This window comes from Microbacterium sp. E-13 (genome assembly GCF_049912955.1).
Taxonomy (GTDB): domain Bacteria; phylum Actinomycetota; class Actinomycetes; order Actinomycetales; family Microbacteriaceae; genus Microbacterium.
Genome location: NZ_CP183973.1, coordinates 290153 through 314230, shown reverse-complemented (window position 1 = coordinate 314230; position 24078 = coordinate 290153). Strand labels below are relative to the sequence as shown.

23 protein-coding genes are annotated in these 24078 nt (G+C 69.1%); 5 read left to right on the top strand and 18 right to left on the bottom strand.

Annotated features, from left to right (window positions below):
• Positions 1–9: 9 nt before the first annotated feature.
• The 17 genes from ACN9MP_RS01470 to ACN9MP_RS01390 all read right to left on the bottom strand — a co-directional run bounded on the left by ACN9MP_RS01470 (position 10) and on the right by ACN9MP_RS01390 (position 19459).
• Positions 10–804 (bottom strand): enoyl-CoA hydratase/isomerase family protein, encoded by a 795-nt coding sequence (locus ACN9MP_RS01470; protein ID WP_426323284.1) that lies wholly within the window; start codon positions 802–804, stop codon positions 10–12.
• Positions 801–2177, bottom strand: coding sequence for an MFS transporter (locus tag ACN9MP_RS01465; RefSeq protein WP_426323282.1), 1377 nt, complete (start codon positions 2175–2177; stop codon positions 801–803). The genes ACN9MP_RS01470 and ACN9MP_RS01465 overlap by 4 nt, the downstream gene beginning before the upstream one ends.
• Positions 2178–2275: 98 nt before the next feature.
• On the bottom strand, positions 2276–3670 hold the full coding sequence (locus ACN9MP_RS01460) for an MFS transporter (RefSeq protein WP_426323281.1): 1395 nt from the start codon (positions 3668–3670) through the stop codon (positions 2276–2278).
• Between the two features lie 424 nt (positions 3671–4094).
• Positions 4095–4733, bottom strand: a complete 639-nt coding sequence (locus tag ACN9MP_RS01455) for a GntR family transcriptional regulator (RefSeq protein WP_426323279.1) — start codon at positions 4731–4733, stop codon at positions 4095–4097.
• 98 nt (positions 4734–4831) lie between these two features.
• On the bottom strand, positions 4832–6271 hold the full coding sequence (locus ACN9MP_RS01450) for an MFS transporter (protein WP_426323277.1): 1440 nt from the start codon (positions 6269–6271) through the stop codon (positions 4832–4834).
• Positions 6272–6393: 122 nt separating this feature from the next.
• Positions 6394–7833 carry an aldehyde dehydrogenase family protein gene (locus tag ACN9MP_RS01445; RefSeq protein ID WP_426323276.1) on the bottom strand — a complete coding sequence of 480 codons (1440 nt, stop codon included), beginning with the start codon at positions 7831–7833 and terminating at the stop codon, positions 6394–6396.
• Positions 7834–7848: 15 nt separating this feature from the next.
• On the bottom strand, positions 7849–8934 hold the full coding sequence (locus tag ACN9MP_RS01440; protein ID WP_426323275.1) for an NAD(P)-dependent alcohol dehydrogenase: 1086 nt from the start codon (positions 8932–8934) through the stop codon (positions 7849–7851).
• Positions 8934–10232 carry a cytochrome P450 gene (locus ACN9MP_RS01435; RefSeq protein ID WP_426323273.1) on the bottom strand — a complete coding sequence of 433 codons (1299 nt, stop codon included), beginning with the start codon at positions 10230–10232 and terminating at the stop codon, positions 8934–8936. The genes ACN9MP_RS01440 and ACN9MP_RS01435 overlap by 1 nt, the downstream gene beginning before the upstream one ends.
• 143 nt (positions 10233–10375) lie before the next feature.
• On the bottom strand, positions 10376–11590 hold the full coding sequence (locus tag ACN9MP_RS01430; protein WP_426323271.1) for an MFS transporter: 1215 nt from the start codon (positions 11588–11590) through the stop codon (positions 10376–10378).
• Between the two features lie 47 nt (positions 11591–11637).
• Positions 11638–13065: an aldehyde dehydrogenase family protein gene (locus tag ACN9MP_RS01425; protein WP_426323269.1), complete on the bottom strand. Its 1428-nt coding sequence runs from the start codon at positions 13063–13065 to the stop codon at positions 11638–11640.
• 16 nt (positions 13066–13081) lie between these two features.
• Entirely contained in the window at positions 13082–14311 is a 1230-nt protein-coding gene (locus tag ACN9MP_RS01420) for an NAD(P)/FAD-dependent oxidoreductase (RefSeq protein ID WP_426323268.1), read from the bottom strand.
• Positions 14311–14517, bottom strand: coding sequence for a ferredoxin (locus ACN9MP_RS01415; protein WP_426323267.1), 207 nt, complete (start codon positions 14515–14517; stop codon positions 14311–14313). The genes ACN9MP_RS01420 and ACN9MP_RS01415 overlap by 1 nt, the downstream gene beginning before the upstream one ends.
• Positions 14518–14648: 131 nt before the next feature.
• Entirely contained in the window at positions 14649–16943 is a 2295-nt protein-coding gene (locus ACN9MP_RS01410; protein WP_426323265.1) for a CoA transferase, read from the bottom strand.
• A complete protein-coding gene (locus ACN9MP_RS01405; protein WP_426323263.1) occupies positions 16940–17782 on the bottom strand; it encodes a MaoC/PaaZ C-terminal domain-containing protein in 843 nt (280 codons plus the stop codon). Before ACN9MP_RS01405 ends, ACN9MP_RS01410 begins: the two co-directional genes overlap by 4 nt.
• Positions 17783–17804: 22 nt before the next feature.
• Positions 17805–18314: an HtaA domain-containing protein gene (locus ACN9MP_RS01400; protein WP_426323262.1), complete on the bottom strand. Its 510-nt coding sequence runs from the start codon at positions 18312–18314 to the stop codon at positions 17805–17807.
• Positions 18307–18501 (bottom strand): ferredoxin, encoded by a 195-nt coding sequence (locus ACN9MP_RS01395; protein ID WP_426323260.1) that lies wholly within the window; start codon positions 18499–18501, stop codon positions 18307–18309. Before ACN9MP_RS01395 ends, ACN9MP_RS01400 begins: the two co-directional genes overlap by 8 nt.
• Before the next feature lie 4 nt (positions 18502–18505).
• Positions 18506–19459: an SDR family NAD(P)-dependent oxidoreductase gene (locus ACN9MP_RS01390; RefSeq protein WP_426323258.1), complete on the bottom strand. Its 954-nt coding sequence runs from the start codon at positions 19457–19459 to the stop codon at positions 18506–18508.
• A 189-nt stretch (positions 19460–19648) separates the two neighbouring features.
• Between ACN9MP_RS01390 and ACN9MP_RS01385 the strand changes: the two genes are divergently transcribed.
• The 3 genes from ACN9MP_RS01385 to ACN9MP_RS01375 all read left to right on the top strand — a co-directional run bounded on the left by ACN9MP_RS01385 (position 19649) and on the right by ACN9MP_RS01375 (position 21425).
• On the top strand, positions 19649–20062 hold the full coding sequence (locus tag ACN9MP_RS01385; RefSeq protein WP_426323257.1) for a Zn-ribbon domain-containing OB-fold protein: 414 nt from the start codon (positions 19649–19651) through the stop codon (positions 20060–20062).
• Positions 20059–21216 carry a thiolase C-terminal domain-containing protein gene (locus ACN9MP_RS01380; RefSeq protein WP_426323255.1) on the top strand — a complete coding sequence of 386 codons (1158 nt, stop codon included), beginning with the start codon at positions 20059–20061 and terminating at the stop codon, positions 21214–21216. Before ACN9MP_RS01385 ends, ACN9MP_RS01380 begins: the two co-directional genes overlap by 4 nt.
• An 83-nt stretch (positions 21217–21299) precedes the next feature.
• Complete coding sequence (locus ACN9MP_RS01375; RefSeq protein ID WP_426323253.1) at positions 21300–21425, top strand: hypothetical protein; 126 nt, start codon at positions 21300–21302, stop codon at positions 21423–21425.
• Positions 21426–21436: 11 nt separating this feature from the next.
• Here the strand turns inward: ACN9MP_RS01375 and ACN9MP_RS01370 are convergent, their stop codons facing one another.
• Complete coding sequence (locus ACN9MP_RS01370) at positions 21437–21976, bottom strand: hypothetical protein (RefSeq protein WP_426323251.1); 540 nt, start codon at positions 21974–21976, stop codon at positions 21437–21439.
• A gap of 145 nt (positions 21977–22121) precedes the next feature.
• On the opposite strand from ACN9MP_RS01370, the gene ACN9MP_RS01365 reads away from it, so the two are divergent.
• The gene (locus tag ACN9MP_RS01365; RefSeq protein ID WP_426323250.1) at positions 22122–23135 is read left to right on the top strand and encodes a LacI family DNA-binding transcriptional regulator; all 1014 of its coding nucleotides are present in this window, start codon (positions 22122–22124) and stop codon (positions 23133–23135) included.
• A 127-nt stretch (positions 23136–23262) separates the two neighbouring features.
• Positions 23263–24069 carry a class II aldolase/adducin family protein gene (locus tag ACN9MP_RS01360; RefSeq protein ID WP_426323249.1) on the top strand — a complete coding sequence of 269 codons (807 nt, stop codon included), beginning with the start codon at positions 23263–23265 and terminating at the stop codon, positions 24067–24069.
• Positions 24070–24078 lie beyond the last annotated feature (9 nt).

The window sequence follows — 24078 nt, the reverse complement described above, 5'->3', positions numbered from 1 at the left end:
GACGGAAGTTTAGGGGCTGCCCGACGCGGCGGCAGCGGGCTCGGTCCGCCACGGGAAGACCGGCGGCCGCCGCTCGCGGAACGCCCGCCGCCCCTCCTCGAGCTCACCGCTGAGAAGCGATACCGTGGCCCAGCGATCATGCGCGGTGCGCTGCGCCTCCGGATCGTCGTTGAGCACGATGAGTTCCTTGGCCGCGCGGACGGACAGCTGCGAGCGGCTCAGGAGCGTGCGGATCACGCCGGCGGCCACCTCGTCGATCTCGGAGTCCTCCGCGAGTGCCGTCACCATCCCCCATCGATACGCGCGCTCGGCGGGGACGAGCTCAGCGGTGAGGAGCAGCTGCCGTGCCACGCCGGGACCGACGAGGTCCACGAGTCTGCGCACTCCCGATACCGGATAGACGACGCCCAGGCGCGCGGGGGTGACGCCGAAGACGGCGCTGCGCGTGGCCACGCGCAGATCGCACGCGCCGGCGAGTTCCCAGCCTCCGCCGATGCAGTGACCTTCGATCACCGCGAGCGTGGGCTTGGGGAACCGGGCAAGCCGTCCCGTCGCCCGGGAGATGAGGTCCTCCTGGGAGTCGTCGAAGAGGATGGCGAGCACGTCATCGATGTCGGCGCCCGCCGAGAACGTCCCCCCGGCGCCGCGCAGTACCACTGCGAGCACCTCTTCCCGCTGCTCCCAGTCGTCGAGGATCGAGGGAACGCGACGCCACATGGACGCCGTGAGCGCATTGTTGCGCGCGACGTGATGGATCTCGATGAGACCGACGCCGGCCGACACGGTGGTTCTCAGCTGGGTCATGGAGCACCCTCCGGGTAGGTCGGCGCGGACCCTGCCGTCGTGCCGCGCGGGATCCCGAGAGAGAGGAGGCATCCGGTCCCGCACGCGGCCGCGGCGACCGCGAAGAGGAGGTCGAACGGGGAGACGGCCGACCACGCGGCCGGAAGTGCCAGGGCCACCACGCCGGCGGCGGTCGCGGAGCTCACGGCCGTCCCCACGGAACGAACGAGGGCGTTGACGCTCGTCGCGGAGGCGGTCTGCTCGAGTGGCACATTGCGAAAGAGCAGCCACGGGGCGGCAGCCAGTACGAACGCGGTGCCGACGGCGATGACCGTGGAGAAGAGCACGGCGTGCCAGAGCTCGGCGTTCCAGATGATCCGCAGCGCGAACGCGGTCGCCATGACGCCGCCGCCGAGCGCCAGCACCCACCGACCGCCCACCCATCCGAGGAGCCACGCGGAGACGGGCGCCATGGCGAGGAAGGCGACGGCCGATGGAACCAGGAACAGGCCTGCGCCGGCCTCGTCGAGGCCGAACCCGCCGCTCTCAGTGCCGGGCGCCTGCACCTGCATCGCACTGCCGAGGACGTTGGTGAAGATGCCGAAGCTGAAGGTCGCGGTTGCGATGTTCGTGAGCGCCACCGGCCGGTGGAGGGCGAGGCGGAGGTCGACGAGCGGGTCGATGGCACGGACCTCCCACAGCACCCAGGCGACGAACATGACGGCGAACACGAGGAAGCACGTAAGAGCGCCCCCGGGCACGCCCGAGGGCACGGAGCCGGTCAGGCCCATCAGGACGGCGACCATCGCGACACTCAGCAGCCCCGCTCCGACGACGTCGAACCCGCCTTCCCCGCGCGCCGGCCTCCGCCGGACGACGAGAGCCACGGCGACGAGCACCACGAGCGCGAGCACCGTAGTGAGCGCGAAGATCACCCGCCACGACACGCTCGTGGCGAGGATCCCGCCGAGAGGGAATCCGACACCGCTGCCCACGCCGAAGCTGGCGCTCATCAGGGCGACGCCCATGGGGATGCGCTCCGGCGGGAGTTCGTCGCGCAGCGTGGAGATGCCGATGGGGACGACCGCCATCCCTGCCCCGATGAGTGCACGGCCGGCGACGACCACCCCGAGCGTCGGGGCCAGGGCTCCGATCGTGGATCCGGCAGCGATCGCGGCGATGCAGACGAGCAGCAGGGGCCGCTTGCCGTAGATGTCGGCGAGGCGGCCGCACAGAGGAGTGGCTACCGCGGCCGTGAGGAGGGTCGCGGTCACGAGCCAGGACGTCTCGGCCGGGGTGGCGTCGAAGGGCTCCTCGAACGCGGGCAGAACGGGCAGGATCATCGTCTGCTGCAACGAGGTCATGATGCCGGCGAGTGCCAGCACTCCCGCCACGAGGCGCGGGTCGCGGGGTCGTGATGTGAAACGCGGATGCATACGGTGCACGCGGACGCGGGGTTCCGGCGTGATCGCCCCGGAACCCCGCGAACGGCTCAGCTCAGCGAGCTCTTCTGCGCCTGCTCTGCGCCGCCGGCGGTGACGACCTTGCTCCTCGTCTCTGCCTGGTCCTCCTCCTCCGCCACTTCGCTGAGCATCTCTGCGGCGGCGAACTCGTCCTTCGCCGCGACGCTGTCGAAGCCCTTCACCGCCGGATACGGGTACCGACCGAGCAGGGCGATCGTGATCGCGCACACGATGAGCACCACCGCGAGCCCCGGCAGCACCGAGTCATAGCTTCCGGTGCTGTCGTAGGCGATGCCGAGCAGGAGCGGCCCGAATGCGGTGCCGATGAGGAACACCGACTGCACGATGCCGAAGATCTGCCCGAAGTGGCGCGTGCCGAGGTAGCGGGTGATGAAGAACGCGACGAGATCGCCCTCGATGCCGTATGCCAGACCGATGAGTCCGACCGCGACCGCCGCCGACGGGAAGGGCGGGTGCAGGAAGAACATGCCCAGGACGGGAGCCGCGATGACGATCGGGCCGATGATGGTGCCGTGGATGCGGTCGATCAGGAATCCGCCGATGACCCGGCCGGTGAGTCCCGAGAGGCTGAAGATCGTGATGAGCAGCACCGCCTGCGCCGGATCCATGCCCCGGTCGGTCATCATCGGCACGAGGTGCACCTGCAGGCCGACGACCGCGATCCCCACCGCCCCGAGAGCGAGCGTCAGCATCCAGAAGTATCGGCCCTTCAGCGCCTCGCGGAAGGTGAGGCCCGGCTGCTCGAGGCTCACCTCCTTGCCGTCGTCCACCGTCTCGGTGACGAGGCGACCGCGGACATGACGTTCGGCGCGCGCACGCACGAAGGCGAAGATCATCGACAGAGACACCACTAGAGCGATGAGCGCCAGCAGTGCGTAGGCCACGCGCCACCCGTAGCTGCCGATGAAGGCGCCGGCGAGGACGGGTGTTATCGATCCGCCCAGCGCGGCGATGCCCGCCGAGATGCCGATGGCGAGCGCGCGCTTGTTGTCGAACCAGGTGATGAGCGCCTTCGTGAACGGGATGAAGGTTCCCGCGCCGAAGAAGCCCAGCAGGAAGAATGGCACGAGGAAGGCGAAGGGGTTGGCGGGCATGAGCGCGATCAGGGCGGTCGACAGGCAGAACAGCGTGAAACTGGGGACCAGAATGTAGCGCACTGCGTAGCGGTCCAGCAGCCGGCCGACGATGACGAGGCCGATCGCCATGCCGATGGCGGCCACGGAGTACGCACCGGTCACCGTCGTGCGGCCGAAGCCGGTGTCCTGCGTGATCGGGATGACGAAGACGCCGAGGGTGACCAGAACGAGCGGCCCGGGACCGAACATCTGCGCGATGCCCGATCCGAAGAGGACCACCCAGGGGTTGCGCTGCTTGCGTGCCCCCTGCTGAACGGTCGTTGACATAGGAGGGACTCCTCGTTGAGTGATGCCGGACGGGTGTCGCAGCGCCGGGAGAACCGGGGCGTCGATCGCCGGCATTACCGATCGGCGCATCGCTGCGTGGAGCCGACGACCATCGGCTGGGAACTCCCGTCCACCATTCCGACCAACGCTTTGTCGTCGTTGCTTATGTATACAAGCGGCTGACTGAAAGGATCTCACTAGCGAGAAGTCAGCGCAAGCATCTTCTCAGAGATTCTTTCCTGTATACCGATACGATCCACCCTGGGACCGGTGCAATCACGATCGCCGCGGGGTGAGCAGCCGCTGAACCCGGAGCCCTCGTCGCTGCGAACGAGGGTTCGCGACGAGAAGACTGCTCACCCGGCGAAGGCAGAGGAACGACCCGCGACGGCGGGACACGTATATGCCGTGCCTCGTATGTACGTCAGAGGGGCAGCGAGTCGAGCACGTTCGACAGGCTGTTGCGGAGGTGCACGGCGGTGGCCTGCGCCGCGAACGTCTCGTCCCCATCGAGGATGGCCTCGACGATCTGCATGTGTTCCAGCGTGGCCCGGTCCAACCGGCCGGTGTTCGAGTGCGCGTGGAAGCGGACTCGGGCGACCTGACCGCGGATGTCCTCGAGCGCGGTCTGGAGATAGCGACTGTCGGCCGCCTCATCGATGGCAGCATCCAGTTCGTTCGCCAGGAAATACGGGCGACGCGGATCCACCGGCTGGCCCGGCTCGGGCCCCCGGCGGAACTCCTCGAGGAGGGCAGCGAAGCGGGCGGCGTCGCGGCGACGCGCCGCCAGCCGCGCGGCCTGGGTCTCGAGCGCCTCACGCAGCTCGAACAGCTCGACCACGCGTTTGCGGGAGAGCGGCGCGACGATCGCCGTCCTCCCTGACGCCGACACGAGCCCCTCGGCGGCGAGCCGGCTGAGCGCCTCGCGGATCGGGGTGCGTGACACTCCGACCCGCTCGGCGGTCTCGATCTCGCCCAGGAGCGTTCCCGGCTTCAGCACCCAGTCGATGATCTCCTGTCGCAGTTGCTCGTAAGCCACGTCGCTCGCTCTCACGAGGGACATCCTAGATGGGCTGTTCTGCCGCTGGGACCGCTCATTTCGACGCGCATCATGGTGCCGGGGGTCGCTCGTGCGGATGGGCTCCTATTCGTCGTCGCGTCTCACGACGCCCCGTCATCCGAGGAGGAGGCGCTCCCCAAGGGCGTGGGAACTGCGTCACCGCGCCGCGCGGTCCGCACCACGTCGCGCTCGAGGTCTTCCTGCACGGCTTCCTCGCTGAGGACCTCGGCGGCCGCCAGCTCGTCCATCACCGCGAGCTTGTCGAAACCAGTGATCGCCGGGTATTGGTAGCGGCCGAGAAGTAGGACGAGCACGGCTGCCAGCACGAGCGACCCGATGAGCGTGGGAATGAACCCGGCGTAGGAGCCGGTGAGGTCGTACGCGATCCCCAGAGCCAGCGGACCGAAGGCCGCCATGAGCGTGTTGAACACGCCGAAGACGCCCAGGAAGCGTCCGAGGGCACGCATCCCGAGGTACCGGGCGGTGAAGAAGTAGGAGAGGTCACCCTCGACGCCGACCGCGAAGCCGAAGAGGAAGATCGCCAGGCCCGCCAGCCAGTACGGCTCATCGAGGATGAGGATGCCGAGCGCCGATATGAGCAGCACGCCTGCACCGACGAAGGTGCCGTGGATGCGGTCGAGCAGCACGCCGCCGAGGATTCGTCCGACGACACCGCCCAGTCCGAGCAGCGAGAGCAGACTCGCCGCCTCGAGCTCGCCCATTCCCCGGTCCATCATCATGGGAACGAGATGGATCTGAATCCCTACGATGGCGAGGGCGCTCACGTTCAGGCCGAACAGGATGAGCCAGAAATGGCGTCCGCGCAGCGCCTGGCGGAGGGTGAGGCCGGGCAGCTCCAGGTTGATCTGCGCGCCGCGCTCGACCGTCTCGGTGAGAATCCTCCCCCGGCGGTGACGCTCGCCGCGCACCCGCACGAGGACGAGCAGCCCGAACATCGAGACCAGGAGGCCGACGAGGGCCAGCAGCAGGTATCCCGCCCGCCAACCGACCGTGCTGATGAAGCCGCTGGCAACCAAGGGGAGGACGGTGCTGCCGATACCGCCGATCGCAGCCGTGAGGCCGACGGCCAGGCCGCGCTTGTTGTCGAACCAGCTCAAGGTCGCGCGGGCCATCGGTACCGTCGTCCCCGCGCCGAAGAAGCCGAGCCACGCCCACGCGGCGAGCCAGAGCGGGACGCTGGGCGGTGCGATGCCGAGCACTGCCACGCCCGCCAGGAACATCACGAAGGACGGGACGACGAGCCAGCGCACGGCGATCTTGTCGGCGATGCGGGCGACGACGATGAAGCCGATCATCATCGCGACGGCGGCGAAGGTGAATCCGCCGGTGACCGTCGTGCGGCCCCACCCGGTCTCGGCGGTGATCGCGACGACGAAGACGCCGAGCGTCGACATCGCCAGTGGCGCCGGCGCCACGCCTGTCGCCATTCCGACGCCCGCAACCGTCGCCCACGGCCGGATCCGGTGCGTGCGCGGCGTCGCCGTTTCGGCGGTCACGGAAATGTCGTGCTCGGTGCTCATATGCAACTCCTCCTTGAGTACATGTGCCGTCGATCGACCTCGATCGACGATTCCCGCACGACTGCGTCCATCGAACGGACCAGTCGTCGTCGGAGCGACCCTCCCGGGTGAGCGCCCAGACCCTACCGGCCGACGCGGGGCGGTCCCGCGATGACCTGCAGCTCTGTGAAGCTGTAGAGACCCCACGGCCCGTTCTCCACGCCGACTCCGCTCCACTTGTGCCCCCCGAAGGGCAGGTGAGGGAGCATCCCCCGGGCGTGGGCGTTGATGCCGACCTGACCTGACTCCATGCGTTCGGCGATACGGGCGGCGCGGTCGAGATCCTCCGACCAGACCGAGGCGCTGAGCCCGTAGACGCTGTCGTTGGCGCGGCGGATCGCATCGTCCTCGTCGCGATAGCTCAGCACGGGCAGCACGGGACCGAACTGCTCCTCGGCGACGACGCGAAACGTGTCCTCCACGCCGTCGAGAATCGTCGGGGAGTAGAAGTAGCCGTCGCCACTCAGAGCCCGCCCGCCCGCGACCACACGCGCGCCGCGACCGGTGGCTTCGTCGACGAGTGCCGCGACATGATCGAGCTGCGGGCGATTGTTCACCGGGCCCAGGCGCACGCCCTCCTCGAAGCCGTCACCGACCTTGACCGATCGCGCCAGCTCACCGAGGGCTTCGACGAGGCGGGGCTGGACGGACTCGTGAGCGTAGACGCGCTTGACGGCGACGCAGATCTGGCCGTTGTTGCTGAAGGCGTTCCAGAACAGCCGGGGCGCGATCTCGTCCACGTCCACGTCCGGCAGGACGATGGCGGGGTCGTTCCCTCCCAGCTCGAGCGTCACCCGCTTCAGGTCGGGAGCCGCCCCCAGCGCCACCTTCTTTCCCACGGTGGTGGAGCCGGTGAAGCTCACCTTGCGAGGTATGGGGTGCGCCACCATGGCCGCGCCGAGCGCGTCGAGGCCCGTGACGATATTCAGAACCCCGTCGGGGAGGATGCCGCGCAGGAGCTCCCCGAGGGCCAGGGTGGCGAGCGGCGTGTACGGCGAGGGCTTGACCACGAGCGTGTTGCCCGCACGCAGGGCGGGGGCGATCTTCCACATGGCGAGGGTGATCGGGAAGTTCCACGGCGTAATCGCGCTGACGACACCGAGCGGGCGGTGAAAGACCTCCTCGTACGCGTCCGCGTCGTCGCGCACGACCTGTCGCGGCACCTCCAGGTCGGCGTAATAGCGCAGCCACCGCGCCGACCCGAGGAACTCGCGCGTGGAGTCGGCGACGGGCTTTCCCTGCTCCATCGTCAGCACGGGGGCCAGCTCGACGACGTGCGCCTCGATGACAGCGGCCGCCCGGCGCATCGTCTCCCGCCGGAAGTCGTCGTCGGTCCGCCACTTGAGGAATGCGGCGTGCGCACCGGCGAAGACCGCGTCGAGCTGATCGGGGTGGATATCGGGCGCCTGGGAGAACACCTGCCCGGTCGACGGGTTCACGACGTCGAAAGTGCGCGCGGCGCGCAGGTCGCCGCCGTCCGAGGTGGCCGACCACTGGTGGGCCGGCGTCTCCTGAAGGGTCACGTGAAGCTCCTGGGTTCAGCCCATCACGAGGACGGGTTTGATGGTGGCGCCCGAGAGCGAGTCGGCCTCGGCCCGGTTGATCTCGGACAGCGGGTAGGTGCGGACGAGCTTGTCGAAGGGGAAGAGGCCTTCCCGCCAGTAGTGCACAAGTTGGGGCAGCAGCACCTGGGGCACCGCACCGCCCTCCAGGACGAAGGTCACCGTGCGCCCCACGAGCAGCACGGGCGAGATATCGATACGTCCGCTTCCCGCCCCGACGAGCACGGCTTTCCCGCCGTGCCGCAGCACCGAGATGGCTGTGGTGATGACGCTGGTCACCGCGGTCGTGTCGAACGAGAAGTCGACCCCGCCGGAGTCGCCCTTGACCTGCGCAAGGACGTCGTCGGCGTCGCCGGGGACGACCCGCGTCGCGCCGAGCTCCTCGGCGAGCTTCAGACGTGAGGGATGCAAGTCCACCACGACGATCTCTCCCGCTCCGGCGATCTTGGCCGCCATGACGGCGGCGAGCCCGACCGCGCCCGCCCCGAACACGGCGATGCTCTGCCCGGGCGCGAGCTTCATCTCGTTGAAGACGGAGCCGGCACCGGTCTGCAGGCCGCAGCCCAGTGGGCTGAGGAGCTCGAGCGGGAGGTCGGGCGCGACGACGACGAGGTTGCGCTCGGTCGCGATCGCGTGCTCGGCGAAGGACGACTGGCCGAACCAGCGGTTGCGCACCGTCGCCCCGTGCCGGTCGGTGATCGACGCGGTGCCGTCGGCCCGCACGCCGTACATGTTGCGGGCGGTGAACTCCTCGCAGTACGCGGGTGCCCCGGTGAGACAGGCGCGACACCACCCGCAGGAGTCGAAGCTGAGCAGCACATGGTCGCCGGGGCTGACGCGTGTCACCGCACTGCCGATCTCCTCCACCACGCCCGCGCCCTCGTGCCCCGCGATGATCGGCGTGAACTCCGCGGCCCGGGCGGGGCTTCTCAGGATGAGGTCGGTGTGGCACATGCCGCTGGCGAGCACGCGCACGAGGACCTCGTCCGCGCGGAGCTCGCCGACGGCGACCTCCTCGATCTCGAAGGGCCCGTCTACACTGCGCAGAACAGCGGCGCGCATCAGGCGGGGATCCGGACCGGCAGGTGCTTGACGCCGTTGATGAAGTCGCTCCGGAGGAATTCGGGCTCGCCCACCTCCATGTCGGGCAGACGCGTGAGGATCTGGTGGAACAGGGCTCGCAGCTGCGCCTTCGCGACGCCGTTGCCCAGGCAGTAGTGCACGCCGCCACCGCCGAAGCCGACGTGCGGGACACGCTCCCGCTGCAGGTCGAAGACGTGCGCATCCGGCCACGACTCCTCGTCGCGGTTGCCCGAGCAGTAGAAGAGCACGACCTTGTCACCCCGCTCGATCTGCTGACCGCGGATCTCGATGTCCTCCATGGCCGTCCGCGCGAACTGGATCACGGGGGAGGCGTGACGGACGAACTCCTCGATCGACGCCGCGATACGCCCATCGAAGTCCTCCGTAAGCCAGGCCTTCTGGTCGGGGTTGCGCCATAGCGAGACCACAGAGCGCGATGTCGTCTGCTTGGTGGTGTCATTGCCGGCGACGCTCAACAGCAGCATCATCGAGCCGATGTCTTCCGTGCTCAGCGGCTTGCCGTCCGGCTCGAAGTTCGCCAGCGCGGTGGCGATGTCGTCACCGGGGTTGGACCGGCGGTACTCCACGAGGTCGACGCCGATCTGCGTGAGCACCTGGATCTGCTGGAAGGCGAACTCCTGCCGGCTCAGGCCCTCCACCCCGAACTCCGGGTCTCCCGCGCCGACGAAGTTGTCGCCCGCCTCGGCGAAGGTGTGTACGAGGCTCTCCGGCACGCCCACGAGATCGGCGACGGTGAGCATCGGGAGCTTGGCGGCGACGTCCTTCACGAAGTCGAACTCTCCGCCGCCCTCGACCGCGCTGACGATCTGCTCCGCGCGCTCGTTGATCTTCTCGCTGAGTCGGGTGACCGCCTTGGGCGTGAAGGCCGCGCTCATGATCTGCCGGTAGCGCGTGTGGTCGGGCGGATCCATCGTGAGGAAGGTGGGCGGAGCGGCGGTGCTGCGGTCGATCGCCCGGAAGCTGACCCCGCCGTTGGCCTGATCCGAGCTGAAGATGTGGTGGCTCTGGCTGGCGAAGGTGATGTCCTCCTTCTTCGTCAGTGCCCAGAACCCCGCTTCCTGATACTCCTCCGGAACGTCCGTGACGTGGCGACTCCCGTGCCAGCTGACGGGCGCGTCCGCGCGCAGCCGGGCGAAGGTCTCGTCGCGCGCCTCGAATGTCTGATGCCAGAAGGTGTCGGAGCTGATGTCCTCGTCGGTGGTCAGAGGGTGCTCCCGCGTGAAGAGGCGGTTGCCGTCGGGCGTCGTGATGGTCACTTCGGTGCTCCGGTCGGTACGGGTTCGGCGGAGCGGTTCACTCCGTCGTGAGGGTCAAGTGTTTGCGCTGTATACACAGCTCTGTGTCAAAAAGGATATCTCGCGATTTCAGGCTGTCAGTACCTCGCTCAGGTATACACGCCTCACTTCGGCCCCGGTGGCCCATGGGCGGACACCCACCAGGCCCGCAGAGCGTTCCCGAGTGCGGCGACCAACAGCACAACCCCGCCGATCAGCACCCACTGTGTGCCGACGGCCTCCGCAACGATGCCGCCGACGGTGGGGCCGATGATGGCCGTGACATCGAACGTGATCCAGTAGATGCCCGCCGCCGCCGCCGTGCGCCCGTTGGGCGAGTCCGCGAGGAGGGCCCCGGCGGTCGACTGCTGCAGACCGCTGGCCAGCCCCAACATGACGAAGGAGAGCACGGCGATCGCGACCGCGGCGCCCGCGAAGAGGAAGAGCGTGAAGCTCGCGACGGCGGCGACGTAGGAGCCCACAAGCATCGGGAATCTCCCGATGCGGTCCGACATCGTCCCCGCCCCCGTCGAGGCGACCACCTGCGAGACTGCACCCACCGTCAGCAGGAGCCCTACGAACCCTGCGGTGTAGCCGACCAGTTCCATGTAGGTGGGCAGGATGGCGCTGCGCACGCCGTAGTAGAGCCCGCCGTTGACCGCTTGGCACACGATGACCGTGATGAACAGGTTGTCGCTCAGCAGACGGCGCAGAATGCTTCGTCCGGCACCGACGGCCGCCGCCTCCGGGTCCGCCTCTTCGGCTGCCTCGCGCGAGATGGTGCGGATCCCCCGCACGCGATGCAAGAAGACGAGGGTCACCACGGCGGCCACGCACAACGACGCGCCATAGACGATGAGCGGCAGGTGCGGGTCGATCGTCACCAGGAGGCCGCCCAGCGCGGGCCCGGACACCGTGCCGATGCCCGTCATGGCGGCCAACAGACTCATCGACCGGCCGCGGCGGTCGGGAGGCGCCACCGCCACCATGAGCGCCGTCGCGGCGATCGTGAAGGCCGCGCTGCCCGCGCCGCTGATCGATCGCAGCAGGATGAACGACGTGTAGTCCTGGGCGAGACCTGCGGTGATGGTCGTCAGGCCCTGGAACGCCAGGCCGATCGCGAGGACCGGCTGCAGGCGCATTCGACGCAGGATAGGGGTGAGCGCGAGGTTCGTCAGCAGTCGCGCCGCGGCGAAACCGCTGATCGCAACGCTCATGGCGGCGATGCCGACGCCGTAGGCGGCGCCGAGGGCCGGCAGGGAGGGCACGACGATGCCGAGCCCGATGGAGGATAGGAAGCTGATGAAGGCGAGGATCATCACCTCGCGGGGCAGCCTCATCGGACCTCCGCTTCCGGCAGCGGTGGAAGGTGTATCAGCAAAGGCGGTCACCGCCGCGAGGGTCCGGCCAGCACCTGGATCTCGGTGAACCCGTAGAGGCCCCACGGACCGTTCTCGACACCGATGCCGCTCCACTTGTGACCCCCGAACGGCAGGTGCGGGCGCACGCCGCGGCCGTGTCGGTTGATCGCCACCTGACCGGCGTCGATGCTGGGAGCGAGTGCCATGGCCCGCTCCGGGTCGCCGCTCCAGACGGAGGCGGTGAGACCGAACTCGCTCCTGTTGGCGCGACGAACGGCGTCCGCCTCATCGTCGAAGGCCACGACCGGCAGCACCGGTCCGAACTGCTCCTCGTCGACGACTCGGACGCCGTCGTCGACGTTGTCCAGGATGGTCGGGCGGTAGAAGTACCCCTCGTCGCCGATGCGGCCGGCTCCTGCGGCCACGCGCGCACCGCCGCGCACGGCGTCCTCGACGAGCTCGGTCACGCGGTCGAACTGCGCGCTGTTGTTGATGGGGCCGAGCTGGGCCCCCTCGCTCATGCCGTCGGCGACCCTGACCTTCTTCGCGATCTCGGCGAGCGCCTCGACAAGGTCGTCCTTGATGTCGCGGTGGGCGTAGACGCGCTTCACCGCGAAGCACAGCTGGCCGTTGTTGTTGAACCCGTTCCAGAAGAGGCTCTCGGCGATCTCGGCGACGTCCACATCAGGCAGGATGATCGCCGGGTCGTTGCCGCCGAGTTCGAGCGTGAGGCGCTTGAGGTCCTCGGCCGCGTTGAGCGCGACCGTCTTGCCGACCTCCGTCGAACCGGTGAAGCTCACCTTGCGCGGGATGGGGTGCGCGACCATCGCGGAGCCGAGGGCCCCCGAGACGACATTGAGGACGCCGTCGGGAACGATGCCACGCGCGAGCCGCCCGAGCGCGAGCGTGGCCATCGGCGTGTACTGCGAGGGCTTGATGACCATGGTGTTGCCCGCGCGCAAGGCGGGCGCGATCTTCCACACGGCGAGCGCGATGGGGAAGTTCCACGGGGTGATCGCGCTCACCACGCCCATCGGACGGCGGACGACCTCTTCGTAGGCCTCCGCATCGTCGCGTATGACCTCCTTCGGCAGCTCGAGGTCCGCGTAGTAGTCGAGCCACCTCGCCGATGCGTGCAGTTCCCCGACGGAGTCGGACAGCGGGTGGCCCTGCTCCGCGGTGAGGATCGGGGCGAGCTCGTCGATGTTCTCGCGCAGCGCGCTTGCCAGGTCTCGCAGCACCTGCCGACGGCGGTCGTCATCCTTGCGCCAGTCCTCGAAGGCGGCCTGCGCGGTCTCGAACACGCCGGACAGCTGCTCGGGCGTCACCGCGGGTGCGAGCGCGAACGGACGGCCGGTCGCGGGGTTGAGCACCGGAAGGGTCGCCGTGGTCGCCAGATCGACGCCGCCGCTGGTCGCCGGGATGGTCACCAGCTCATCGGTGGAAGTAGTCATTTGTTGCCCTTCTCTGTCATGCCCGGACGGGGGCGACGTCGCCGTCGGCCGGCTCGAGCAGTGCGAGGGCGTCCGCGTAGGGCGCCCGCTGGTGGATGAGGCGGCGGAGCTTCATGATCTTCCGCTGCTCGTTGAGGGTGGCCGCGCCCACCAGCCGGTCACCCGTGCGGTAGAGGGCCACGAATCTGTCCTCGTCGGGACCGCCCGAGACGAAGCTGACGCTCTCCGCGGCGGCGCTGCCGACGAACTGGATGCGGCTCTTGTACCAGTCGCTCCAGAAGTAGGGCACGGTCTCGAACGGCGCGCGCTTGTCCGGCAACGCGGCGTTGATGCCGGCGCGGGTGCCCTGGTCGGCGGCGCTGGTCCAGTTCTCCAGCCGCATGGTGATGTCCATGGCGCCGTTCGGCCAGTGGGTGACGTCCCCGGCGGCGTACACGCCCGGGATGGAAGACTGCAGGTAGGCGTCGCACACCACTCCGCCGTCGATCGGGTGCAGCTCGATGCCGGACGACGCGAGCCAGGCGGTCGCAGGTGCGGCGCCGATGCCTACGACCACGAGATCGGCGGGGATCTTCTCGCCGCCGGCGAGTTCCACTGCCTCGATCCGGTCCTCGCCGAGGAGAGCATCGATCTTCGCGCCGCACACCAGCCGCACCCCGTTGCGCTCGTGCAGGCTGGAGATCGCCGCGCCGACCACCTCCCCCACCGCGCGCACGAGAGGCACGGGCGCCGCCTCGAGGATCGTCACCCTCGCGCCCAGCTCATGGGCCGATGAGGCGATCTCCGACCCGATGAAGCCGGCGCCGATGATGACGACGTCCAGCGCGGCGCGCAACCGTTCCCGGATCGCAAGCGCGTCATCCAGAGTGCGCAGGGTGACGATCCCGTCGAGTTCGGGAGCGCCCGGCAGGCGCCGCGGGCTGGCGCCGGTCGCGACGATCAGGCCGTCGAACGCGACCCGCTCTCCGTCGCTCAGAACGAGCTCACGCGCGTCGGGATCGAGCTCGGCGACACGGGTGGAGAGGCGCAGCGCGATGCTCTGCGCGGCGAACTCCTCCTCCGTGGCGTAGTAGTCCGGCTGACCGTCCTCGGCGAGGTAGGCCTTCGACAGCGGCGGACGGTCGTACGGCAGGTGCGACTCGTCGCCGATGAGCGTGATCTCGCCCTCGTAGCCCTCACGGCGCGCCGCCTGCGCCGCCCGCAGTCCGGAGAGCGATGCGCCGACGATCACGAGGCCGCCGGCCATCAGGCGGCCTCTTCGATCCGGCGCAGCTTGAGCGCTGCGGCGGGGCACGAGCGGATGGCCTCCTCGGCGAGCGCGAGCTCGCCCTCCGCCACCGTCGGATCGAGCACGACGAGCGAACCGTCTGCGCCGACCTCGAAGCGATCCGGATCGACCGACTCGCAGATGCCGATGCCGGTGCAGCGGCCGCGATCTACCACAATCTCCATTGACTTCTCCATCGATGCCTCGGCGGACCTCCCGGTCCCGTCCTCCGCGTCTGTGCGGTACGGCAATTGTATACAGAACTTCGTCTCACGGGGAAGTTCTGCATTCCTTACCGGCTTTCTGTATACCGATCTCAGCGATAGCTGATCGGTAGCTGGTGCACGACCGGCCCGCCGGCGAACACCGTCCCATCGGCGATGAGCTCGTCGACTTCGCTCGGCGTCAGACCGATGCCGGTGAGCAGGGCGCGTGTGTGCTCGCCGTTGCCGGGGGGCGACATCGGACCGCGACGCTGTGTGCGGCTGAAGGCGGCGTAGCGGCCGGACTGCATGAAGGTCGTCCCGTCGTCGGCCGATCGGATGTGGAAGGCCTCGGCTTCGAGCAGTTCGGGATCGCGCAGCACCTCGGAGACCTTGCGCGCGGCCGCCGAAGGAATGCCCGCGTGCGCGAGCGCCCGCAGCGCGTCGGTCACGGTCAGCGCGCCGATCGCGGCAGTGAGCTCGTCTCGAAGCGGCCCGTCGCCGATCACCCCCGCCGCGCGCAGTCTCCCCGCCGCGGCATCGTCGTCGAACATGTGCACGTCGACACCGAGCCAGCCGTCCTGCGCCTCGTAGTACGACCGCAGCGGATGAACGCCACGGAAGTCCGCGCTTCCGACGGCGGGCGCCGGACGGCCCTCGTATCTGACCATCTCCTCCATCTGCAGGAAGACCGATGTCGCGGCCAGGGAGTTCCACGTGCGCTGCCCGCGGCCGGATATCTGGCGCTCGTAGAGCCCCAGCAGGGCGACGAGCGCGCTCGTCGCCGCCGTGGCCACATCGTTGATCGCGATGGTGTTGCCCACGGGGTCGTCGCACCCGCCCCACGCGGCCATCATGCCGCTCTCGGCCTGGATCACCATGTCGACCCCCGGCCGGTGCGCCTGGGCACCGCCCTCACCGTAGGCGGACAGCGACTGAGTGACGATGCGCGGGTTCACCGCGGAGAGCGCCTCGTAGTCGATGTTGAGCTTCTTCATCACCCCGGGACGCATCGCGTCCATGACGACGTCGGCGGTCTCGGCGAGGCGGTGGAAGACCGCCTGGCCCGCCGCGGTGGAGAGGTCGATGGAGACGCTGCGCATGCCGCGGTTGACGGTGTAGCCCGACACCCGGAACGGGTCGCCGGTGACCGGCTCCACCTTGATGACCTCGGCGCCCAGCTCGCTCAGGAGCAGCCCCGCGTAGGGCGACGCGACGAACGTGCCCATGTTGAGCACACGGAACCCCGACAGCGGGCCCGGCACGAACCGCGGCTGCACGTCGGGCTGCGCCGGCTTGGCGGGCCACGGCGCGATGCCGGTGTGCTGTCCCGGCGAAGGGGCAGGCCCGGTGACCGATCCCGGAGTGCGCGTCAGCACGATCGGCACCCCCGGCATCTCGACCGTGCCCCGCTCCGGGTCCTCGACCGAGACGTGCATGCCGATCGCCCGCACGATCTCGCTGTCGAACCATTCCTCGCGCGAGTTCATCGGTCCGCACGGGATCCCGATGCCCTCCACCAGCGCCAGCATCTCCTCGCGCGTACGCGACGAGAACGCCGACTCCAGCAGGTCGCGCACCCAGGGGAGATTCTCGGGCAGCGCCATGCGAGCGGTCACGCCCGCGATCCGCTCGTCCTCGATCACGCTGTCCAGTCCGAGTGCGCGCAGGAGGCGCTCTTCGAACTTCGGACCCAGCGCGCCGATCGCCATCCATTTGCCGTCGCCGCACAGGAAGTGCCGGTAGGAGGGATGCCGGCCCGCAGGACCCACGGTGGTCAGCGGGTCGGGTGCGTTCGCGCTCGTGCTCACCGAGTAGATGTTCGCCTCGATCAGGGCGTTCACGCCCGTCACCGTGACCGTCTGGCCGAGACCTGACACGGTGCGCTCGACGAGCGCGGCGACGGTGCAGGTCACCGCCCACAACCCGTGGATGTAGGACAGGTGCGGCGACATGCTTGCGATGGCTCCGCCGGAGACGGAGGCCTGCCGCATCGCCTGCCCGCCGGCCGCTGCCAGCAGCAGGCTCGACTCCCCGCCGCCCCACAGGGAGTGACCGTCCAGGTATGCGGGGAGGCGGACGGTGATGAGGTGGCAGTTCTCTCGGCCGGCTCGCGCGACCGCGGAACCCCAGTCGGACAGATCCGAACCGTGCCCCAGCACGACGACATCCGCCCCCGCAACCGACGCAGCGAGCCACTCCAGGTCGGCGTGCCGAGCCGGATCGACGAGCACGCTGCGCTTGTTGCGGTGCCAGACGGCGTAGCCCGGGTTGGTGGCCTGGGGGTCGGGGGCGGGCCCGTCGACGCGGATGACGTCGGCGCCGAAGTCGGCGAGGAACATCGTCGCGACGGGCCCGGCGATGCCGGTGGAGAGGTCGAGGACCCGCACCCCGGCCAGCGCGGTCACGATCGACCCCGGAGCGTCACGCGGCCGCGGTCGATCACGATGTCGCCGGCCGAGTCGAGCGTGCGGAACAGGGCTCCCCCGTCGATCTTCCACACCTGGATGTCGAGCTGCTCGCCGAGCTGCACGGGCTTGGTGAAGCGTCCGTACATGCTGCCGAAGACGGAGGGGTCCGAGTCGGCGACGGCGTGCAGCAGCCCGCGCGCCGTGATCCCGTAGGTGCACATGCCGTGCAGGATCGGGGCGGGGAAACCCGCGCGCTGTGCGAACACGGGGTCGCTGTGCAGCGGATTGCGATCGCCCGTGAGCCGGTAGATGAGGGCCTGCTCGGGCAACGTGTCGTAGTGGATGGTCGTGTCGGGCCCACGGCCGGGCACGGCCCAGTCGTCCTTCGGCCCCCGGTCGCCGCCGTACCCGCCCTCGCCGCGGATGAACAAGCCCGAGCCCAGGCGTGCGAGGGGGGCTCCGGTCTCGGCGTCGACGACGTCGGTCACGGTGGACACGAGCGCGCCCGAGCCCTTGTCGTAGATCCCGTCGACGCGCGCGGTCGAGACGACGCGTCCCTCGGCCGGCAGGTCGGCGAGCAGCTCGAAGCTCATCTCGGCGTGCAGCATCCGCGTCATGTCGATCGAGAAACCCTCGGGCAGCCGGCCGCCCGAGGCGACGCAGATGAACGAGGGAAGAACGCGGTGCGCGATGGAGGAGTTCTCGGTCGTGAACTCGAGCTCGCGCGAGGGATCGCCGTGCCCGGCGCCGACGGCGACCGCGTACAGGAGCGTGTCTTTCACCGTCCACGACCGCTCGGTCGGCTCGCCGGCCGTGCCGACGTACGTGAGATCCATGGGCATCTCTTCGTCTCCTTCGTCAGGAATCTCCGTGCGCGGGCGAGATGCCCTCGCGGTACCGGAGGAAGTGGACCGGGTCGAGTTCGGTGCCCGGTGGGTAGGTGCCGTCGAACAGCGCGACGGCGTCGGGATGCAGTGCCAGAGGCGGGGTGCCGGTCGCGGCGGGATCGCCGGCCGGCGCGGTCGCAACGACGAGCCGGCCTGCGGGTCCTGCGATGCTCAGCTCGTCCCCGCTCGGCGTCGGAGCGAGCCGCGGGTCGCGCAGCTCCACGTTCAGCAGGCCGCCGTGGGCACGGATGACGATCGAGCCCGCCGTGACGAGCGTGCCGTCCGCCTCGACGGCGCGGACCGGGAAGCCGAATCCCTCCGGCAGCTCGATCGTCCCGTCGGAACGGGAGATCTCTCCGCCGACCCCCGCCACGTAGCGGAGGAAGGAGGCCTTGACCCCCCAGACGAGCAGGGCGGCCTCGGTGCGACCCGCCGCGACGAGGAGCGCGTCCTCGCGAGGCGGGTCGCCCTGCTCAGTCATCGACGATGGTCAGCGCCGCGGCCGGGCACGACCGGACCGCCTCCTCGACCTCGGCGCGGTCGGCGTCGCCGACCGTCGCGCGGACGAGGATGAGGACACCGTCGTCGCCGACCTCGAAGTACGCCGGGGAAATCGACTCGCAGATGCCGATTCCGGTGCACCGGCCTCTATTCACCGCGATCTTCATGACATCACGCCCGCAGCTGAGACATGAAGGGCGAGGGGGGCAGTCCCTCGGCGAGCGGACGGAAGGCGCGCTCGAACTCCGGGGCGAGACCCGCGGCATCCCAGGGCTTGTCGCCGTCGAACGCCGCGATCTCCTCGGGGGTGTTGTACAGGCCGACGTGGAAGCCGGCGGTGGAGATCGTGCGCGCCGAGAGCCAATCCGACTGCTCGGAGCCGATGTAGGCCACGACGGGGGCGATGTTGTCCGGCGACCGGCGCAGCTCCTCGAGGTCGGGCGCCGAATCGTCCTTCTCGCCATTGGACGAGCTAGTCGGTCGCCGATCGCTGGGGATCGTCGCGGTGAGGCGCGTCGCTGCCCCCGGGGCGATGGCGTTGGCGGTGACCCCATACCGCGCCAAGCCGTTCGCGAGGGAGTGCGTGAGCCCTACCACGCCCATCTTCGCTGCCCCGTAGTTGGGCTGGCCCGGCGAGCCGTGGAGGCCGGATGCCGAGGTGAAGTTGATGATGCGGTAGTGCCCGTCGGGGTTCCGTTGTTCCCTCCAGTACGCCGAAGCCGGTCGGATGGTGCTGTAGTGCCCCTTGAGGTGAACGCGGATCACGGCATCCCAGTCCTTCTCCTCGAGATTGAAGATCATCCGGTCGCGAAGGATGCCGGCGACATTGACGACGACGTCGAGCTTGCTGAAGTTCTGCAGCGCGAGGTCGACCAGCCGCTCGCCGGTTTCGACGTCGGCCACGTCACCGCCGTCGGCAACGGCGACCGTCTCGCCGGCCTGCTGGTTCAGCTCAGCGGCGATGTCCTGTGCCGGGCCGGTGTCCGCTCCTGACCCGTCGCCCGCGGAGCCCAGGTCATTGATGACGACGCGGGCGCCTTCCCGCACGTAAAGCCGGGCGATCGAGGCGCCGATGCCTCGTCCGGCGCCGGTGATGATGGCCACGCGGCCGTCGAGGATTCCCATGTCACTCCTTCGTGTTCAAAATCGGGGCCAAGGCCCCTCTGGATACAAGAACGGCTACTGGAGGTCTACTCTCCGCGTATTCTCAGAGATCACTGCGCCTCGTATCCCTTTCATGTATACACTACCTTCATAGCGGGGCAACGGCTACGACTTCCCCACACACTCAACGACGACGCAAAGGGTTCGAAGATGACCACAGGGCCGGTTCCGAAGCCCACGCCGGAGACGCTCCCGTTCTGGGAGAGCACCAAGGCGCGTGCCATGACCATCCAGCATTGCCTCGACTGCGGAGCGGCGATCTTCTACCCCCGGTCGTATTGCCCGAAGTGCCTGTCGACGGACCTGGAGTGGCGCCCGGTCTCAGGGCGCGCGACTCTCGCGTCGTACGTCATCAACCGTCGTCCTCTTCCGGTCTTCGAGGTCGAGCAGCAGATCATCGCGCTCGTGAACCTTGAAGAAGGCGTGCGGATGATGACGAACCTCGTCGATGTGGAGCCGACGCCTGCCGCATTGCGGCTCGGAATGGAGCTGGAGCTCACCTACGACGAGCGCGGCGACCAGGTGCTCCCCGTGTTCCGACCCGCTCAGAAGGAGACCGAATGACCAGCATGCACCGGGGCGCCATAGCCATCGCCGGAGCGTCCGAGACCGCGCGTCTCGGCAAGATCCCCGACCAGTCGGTGCTGCAACTGCACGCCGAGGCCGCGGTGCGCGCGCTCGCCGACGCTGGCATCACACCCGCCGAAATCGACGGGATCGCCAATGACGGTATGCCCCCCTACGACGTCTCCGACTACCTCGGTATTCGTCCGCGTTGGATCGACGGCACTTCGGTGGGCGGTGGGAGCTTCATGCTCCTCGTGCGCCACGCCGCCGCTGCGATCGCCTCAGGCGCGGCCAATGCAGTGCTGATCACTCACGGCGAGTCGGGGCGGTCCCGTGTGGGTGCTCGCCCCTATGCGCCGGACGGTTCGTCACTTGGAGGCCAGTTCGAGCAGCCCTTCGGCGCTGTCGCACCATATTCGACATTCACCACCCCCGTGCTCGCCTTCTTGGAAGGCCGCGGCATGTCACCGCGCGATCTTGCGGTCGTGGCCTCCGCCCAACGAGAGTGGGCACTCGGTAACCCGCGCGCTCAGCGCAACGAATCCATCACAGTGGACGAGGTGCTCGCCGGCCCCGAGATCGCATATCCCTTCACCCGGGATATGTGCTGCGTCGTGACCGACGGCGGTGGGGCGCTCGTGCTGATGTCTGCCGAACGAGCCGCCGATCTCCCGTCAGCCTCTCGTGCCGTCTACCTGCTCGGCTCCGGGGAAGCGGCGGAGTCGCCCCTGCTTTCGCAGATGGACGACCTGGAGTCGTTCGGCGCGTTCCGAAGGTCGAGCGCCGAGGCCTTCCGCACCGCCGGCATCAGCCATGCCGACGTCGACCACATCATGTTCTATGACGCGTTCGCGCATCTTCCGCTGTACATGCTCGAAGACACCGGCTTCGTGGACCGCGGGGAGTCCGGCGCCTTCTACGCCGAGGGTCACAGCCGGCCGGGCGGACGTCTCCCCGTCAACACCAACGGCGGCGGGTTGTCGTACACGCACACCGGGAAGTATGGAATGTTTGCGATTCAGGAGGCCGTGCGCCAGCTCCGCGGAGAGGCTTACAACCAAGTGGACGGCGTTGAGATCAGCTTCGTTCAGGGTATAGGCATGATGTTCGGCTCGTCCGGCACCCTCATCCTCAGCAATCGACGCCCATAACCGGGAAGCGCTGCGGCCCCCGTGCGTCAAGGGTGCAGAGCTCGCACTCGGTCCCGAATCGAGCGCTGAGTTAGGCTGGCGGCGTGCCCGAGCCCGACGAACGCCCCCGTGTGAGCCCCACCCGTATCGGCATCTGGGTCATCGTCGGCGGGATCGGCCTCTATATGGTCATCACGGGCGTGGTGACCGCGCTGACCTCGGGCGGGTAGCGCGCACCGGATCACCGCACCGGTGGACGCGGCGGGATGTCGCTGAGCCCGATCAGGAAGCGGACGATCCCCTCGGCCGTTCCCTGCAGCTCCGGTCCCTGGCCCAGCCGCCAGTCCCCATCCACGGCCACGACGGCATGCCCCGAGATCGCTGCGCGGCGGTCGAACGGGGCCGTGGTGGACGCGTACATGGCGACGGCGCCGAGGGTCAGCGGTGCGACGTGGCAGCTCTCACCCACCGCGTCGCTGAGGAGCAGCAGGGCGCGGACGGCACGCTCCAGGTCGGCGATCTTCCGCCGCTCTCCCGCCTCGATCGAGCCGGCCAGCTCCAGGAGGGCCTCGGCCAGGTGGGCCGGGGGCTCCGGCAGAACCAGCCCGGCGTTGGCCGCGAACGTCCGTGCGCGCGCATCCTGCTCGTCCGGGGGTGTCGAGAGAATCAGGCGGTGGGCCTCGCGGACGACCGCGGCGATCTCCGCGCGGCGGTCGCCCGTGACCTTGGTCTCGTCTTCCGCGCGGCGCTGGCTGAGCGGAAGATACCTGGCGAAATCCATCGATGCCCTCCTTGGCATGTGACGATGTGACGATCGGGCGCAGCCCGCGACACGTTATGTGACTGTCACACGATCATTCTCCGCGCATTCGCCGCTTTTGTGCCAGTCTGTGTGTGACCGTACACATTCCCCGACGGAACTTCAGATGAGCGACGACGCCAGCGGCCGCCGGCCGAGCATACGAGATGTCGCACGCCTGGCGAACGTGTCGTACCAGACCGTGTCCCGCGTGCTGAACGAGCATCCCAGTGTGCGCCCCGAGACGCGAGAGCGCGTCAACCAGGTCATGGCCGAGCTCAACTACCGTCCGAACCAGGCCGCACGGGCCCTCGTCACGAGCAGGTCGCAGACCATCGGCATCCTCGCGGCGTCCAGCTCGATGTACGGACCGGCGTCGAGCATCGCAGCGATCGAGGCGGCCGCCCGGGCGCGCGGCTACTGGGTGAGCACGGCGAACATCGACGCGTCTAACCCCGACTCCATTCCCGAGGGCCTGGCGCACCTCAGGGCACAGTCCATCGAGGGGCTGGTCGTCATCGCACCTCAGGTGCGGGTGGTGCGGGCGCTCGCCGCACAGGCTCTCGACATCCCCTACGTCACCCTGCAGTCCACCGACCTCGACGTCGATCACATGCTCTCCGTCGACCAGGTCGCCGGGGCGCGACTCGCGACGAAACACCTGGTCAGCCTGGGACATCGTGGCATCTACCATCTCGCCGGCCCGCAGGATTGGATCGAGGCGGAGGCGCGGATGCGGGGCTTCCTCGAAGAACTCGGCGCCAGCGATGTGCCGACGACGGCGCCCATCCTCGGGGACTGGACCGCCGAGTTCGGCTACTACGCGGGCCGTGAGCTGCTGCAGGTGCGCGACTTCACGGCCGTGTTCTCATCGAACGACCAGATGGCGCTGGGGTTCATGCACGCCGTGCGCGACGAGGGTCTCGACGTCCCCAGGGACATCAGCATCGTCGGCTTCGACGACATCCCGGAGGCCGCGCACTTCTGGCCGCCGCTGACGACGGTTCGGCAGGACTTCGCCGAACTCGGCCGGCGGTGCGTGGAGCTGCTGCTCGGCCCGGTGGACGGACTCGGATCGCCCGCCCCCTCCACGATCACCCCCGAGCTCATCGTCCGCGGATCGACGGCGCCGCCCGCCTGACGGACGCGCCGTTACGAAGTCGAGATAATCCCGGCTTGACATCTTCGAGAGCGGGATCGCTATAGTTCTTCGATGTGAACGGTCACACGCCGTCACAGCCCGAAACTCATCCAACGAGGGAGACGACGTGACGCACGGCAGGGACGCCGAGCTCCGCGAGCAGTACGTGAGCGGAGTGCGCACCGAGGTCGCGATCGCTCGCACCCGGTCGGACGTCGCCGCCGCGCACGCCGAGCTCGTCAGCGCCGGCCTCATCCACGCCGCCGGCGGGGCCGTGTCGGGCAGGATCCCCGGCGCAGACCTGTTCGTCGTCACACCCACGGGGATCCGCGTGCAGGATGTCGCCCCCGAGAACCTGCTGCTGTGCGACTTCGACGGCGCCGTGATCGCGGGGACTCCGGGGAGCAAGGGCCGGCCGAGCTCGCAGGCCCGCACACACGCCCAGCTGTACAGGTTCTCGCCGAGCCTCGGCGGCATCGTGTCGAGCGCCGCTCCGTACACGTCCGCCTGGGCCGCCCGAGGCGAGTCGATCCCCTGCGCGCTGGCGTCCATCGCCGAGGAGTTCGGCGGCGCCATCTCCGTCGCGTCCGGCGCCGGCTCCGACGAGGCGGCCGGCCGTCAGCTGGCCGACTCCCTCGGCGGCGCAGGCGCTCCCGTCGTGCTCGTCCCTGCGCGCGGCGCCATCGCCGTGGGCGACGACGTGGACGACGCCGCGAGGGTCGCCTCCTTCACTGAGGAGGTGGCCCGCATCCTCCACCTCGCTCGTGAACACGGCGAGCTCACCGCACTGCCGCAGGACCAGATCACTCGGCTCCACGAGTCGTATCGCTCACAGCCCGCGGCGCCGGCGGAGCCGGTCCCGCCGGCTCGCCGCCCACAGACCTCCCCTTCGACAACTGAAAAGCGATCCAAGACGAAGACGTCGTCACGATGAAAGGAAACA

Excerpts from the sequence above, each read along its gene's own strand:
- ACN9MP_RS01470 (WP_426323284.1), bottom strand. The coding sequence starts at position 804 with ATGACCCAGCTGAGAACCACCGTGTCGGCCGGCGTCGGTCTCATCGAG.
- ACN9MP_RS01460 (WP_426323281.1), bottom strand. The coding sequence starts at position 3,670 with ATGTCAACGACCGTTCAGCAGGGGGCACGCAAGCAGCGCAACCCCTGG.
- ACN9MP_RS01455 (WP_426323279.1), bottom strand. The coding sequence starts at position 4,733 with ATGTCCCTCGTGAGAGCGAGCGACGTGGCTTACGAGCAACTGCGACAG.
- ACN9MP_RS01450 (WP_426323277.1), bottom strand. The coding sequence starts at position 6,271 with ATGAGCACCGAGCACGACATTTCCGTGACCGCCGAAACGGCGACGCCG.
- ACN9MP_RS01440 (WP_426323275.1), bottom strand. The coding sequence starts at position 8,934 with ATGCGCGCCGCTGTTCTGCGCAGTGTAGACGGGCCCTTCGAGATCGAG.
- ACN9MP_RS01430 (WP_426323271.1), bottom strand. The coding sequence starts at position 11,590 with ATGAGGCTGCCCCGCGAGGTGATGATCCTCGCCTTCATCAGCTTCCTA.
- ACN9MP_RS01425 (WP_426323269.1), bottom strand. The coding sequence starts at position 13,065 with ATGACTACTTCCACCGATGAGCTGGTGACCATCCCGGCGACCAGCGGC.
- ACN9MP_RS01420 (WP_426323268.1), bottom strand. The coding sequence starts at position 14,311 with ATGGCCGGCGGCCTCGTGATCGTCGGCGCATCGCTCTCCGGACTGCGG.
- ACN9MP_RS01415 (WP_426323267.1), bottom strand. The coding sequence starts at position 14,517 with ATGGAGATTGTGGTAGATCGCGGCCGCTGCACCGGCATCGGCATCTGC.
- ACN9MP_RS01405 (WP_426323263.1), bottom strand. The coding sequence starts at position 17,782 with ATGGATCTCACGTACGTCGGCACGGCCGGCGAGCCGACCGAGCGGTCG.
- ACN9MP_RS01400 (WP_426323262.1), bottom strand. The coding sequence starts at position 18,314 with ATGACTGAGCAGGGCGACCCGCCTCGCGAGGACGCGCTCCTCGTCGCG.
- ACN9MP_RS01395 (WP_426323260.1), bottom strand. The coding sequence starts at position 18,501 with ATGAAGATCGCGGTGAATAGAGGCCGGTGCACCGGAATCGGCATCTGC.
- ACN9MP_RS01390 (WP_426323258.1), bottom strand. The coding sequence starts at position 19,459 with ATGGGAATCCTCGACGGCCGCGTGGCCATCATCACCGGCGCCGGACGA.
- ACN9MP_RS01385 (WP_426323257.1), top strand. The coding sequence starts at position 19,649 with ATGACCACAGGGCCGGTTCCGAAGCCCACGCCGGAGACGCTCCCGTTC.
- ACN9MP_RS01380 (WP_426323255.1), top strand. The coding sequence starts at position 20,059 with ATGACCAGCATGCACCGGGGCGCCATAGCCATCGCCGGAGCGTCCGAG.
- ACN9MP_RS01370 (WP_426323251.1), bottom strand. The coding sequence starts at position 21,976 with ATGGATTTCGCCAGGTATCTTCCGCTCAGCCAGCGCCGCGCGGAAGAC.
- ACN9MP_RS01365 (WP_426323250.1), top strand. The coding sequence starts at position 22,122 with ATGAGCGACGACGCCAGCGGCCGCCGGCCGAGCATACGAGATGTCGCA.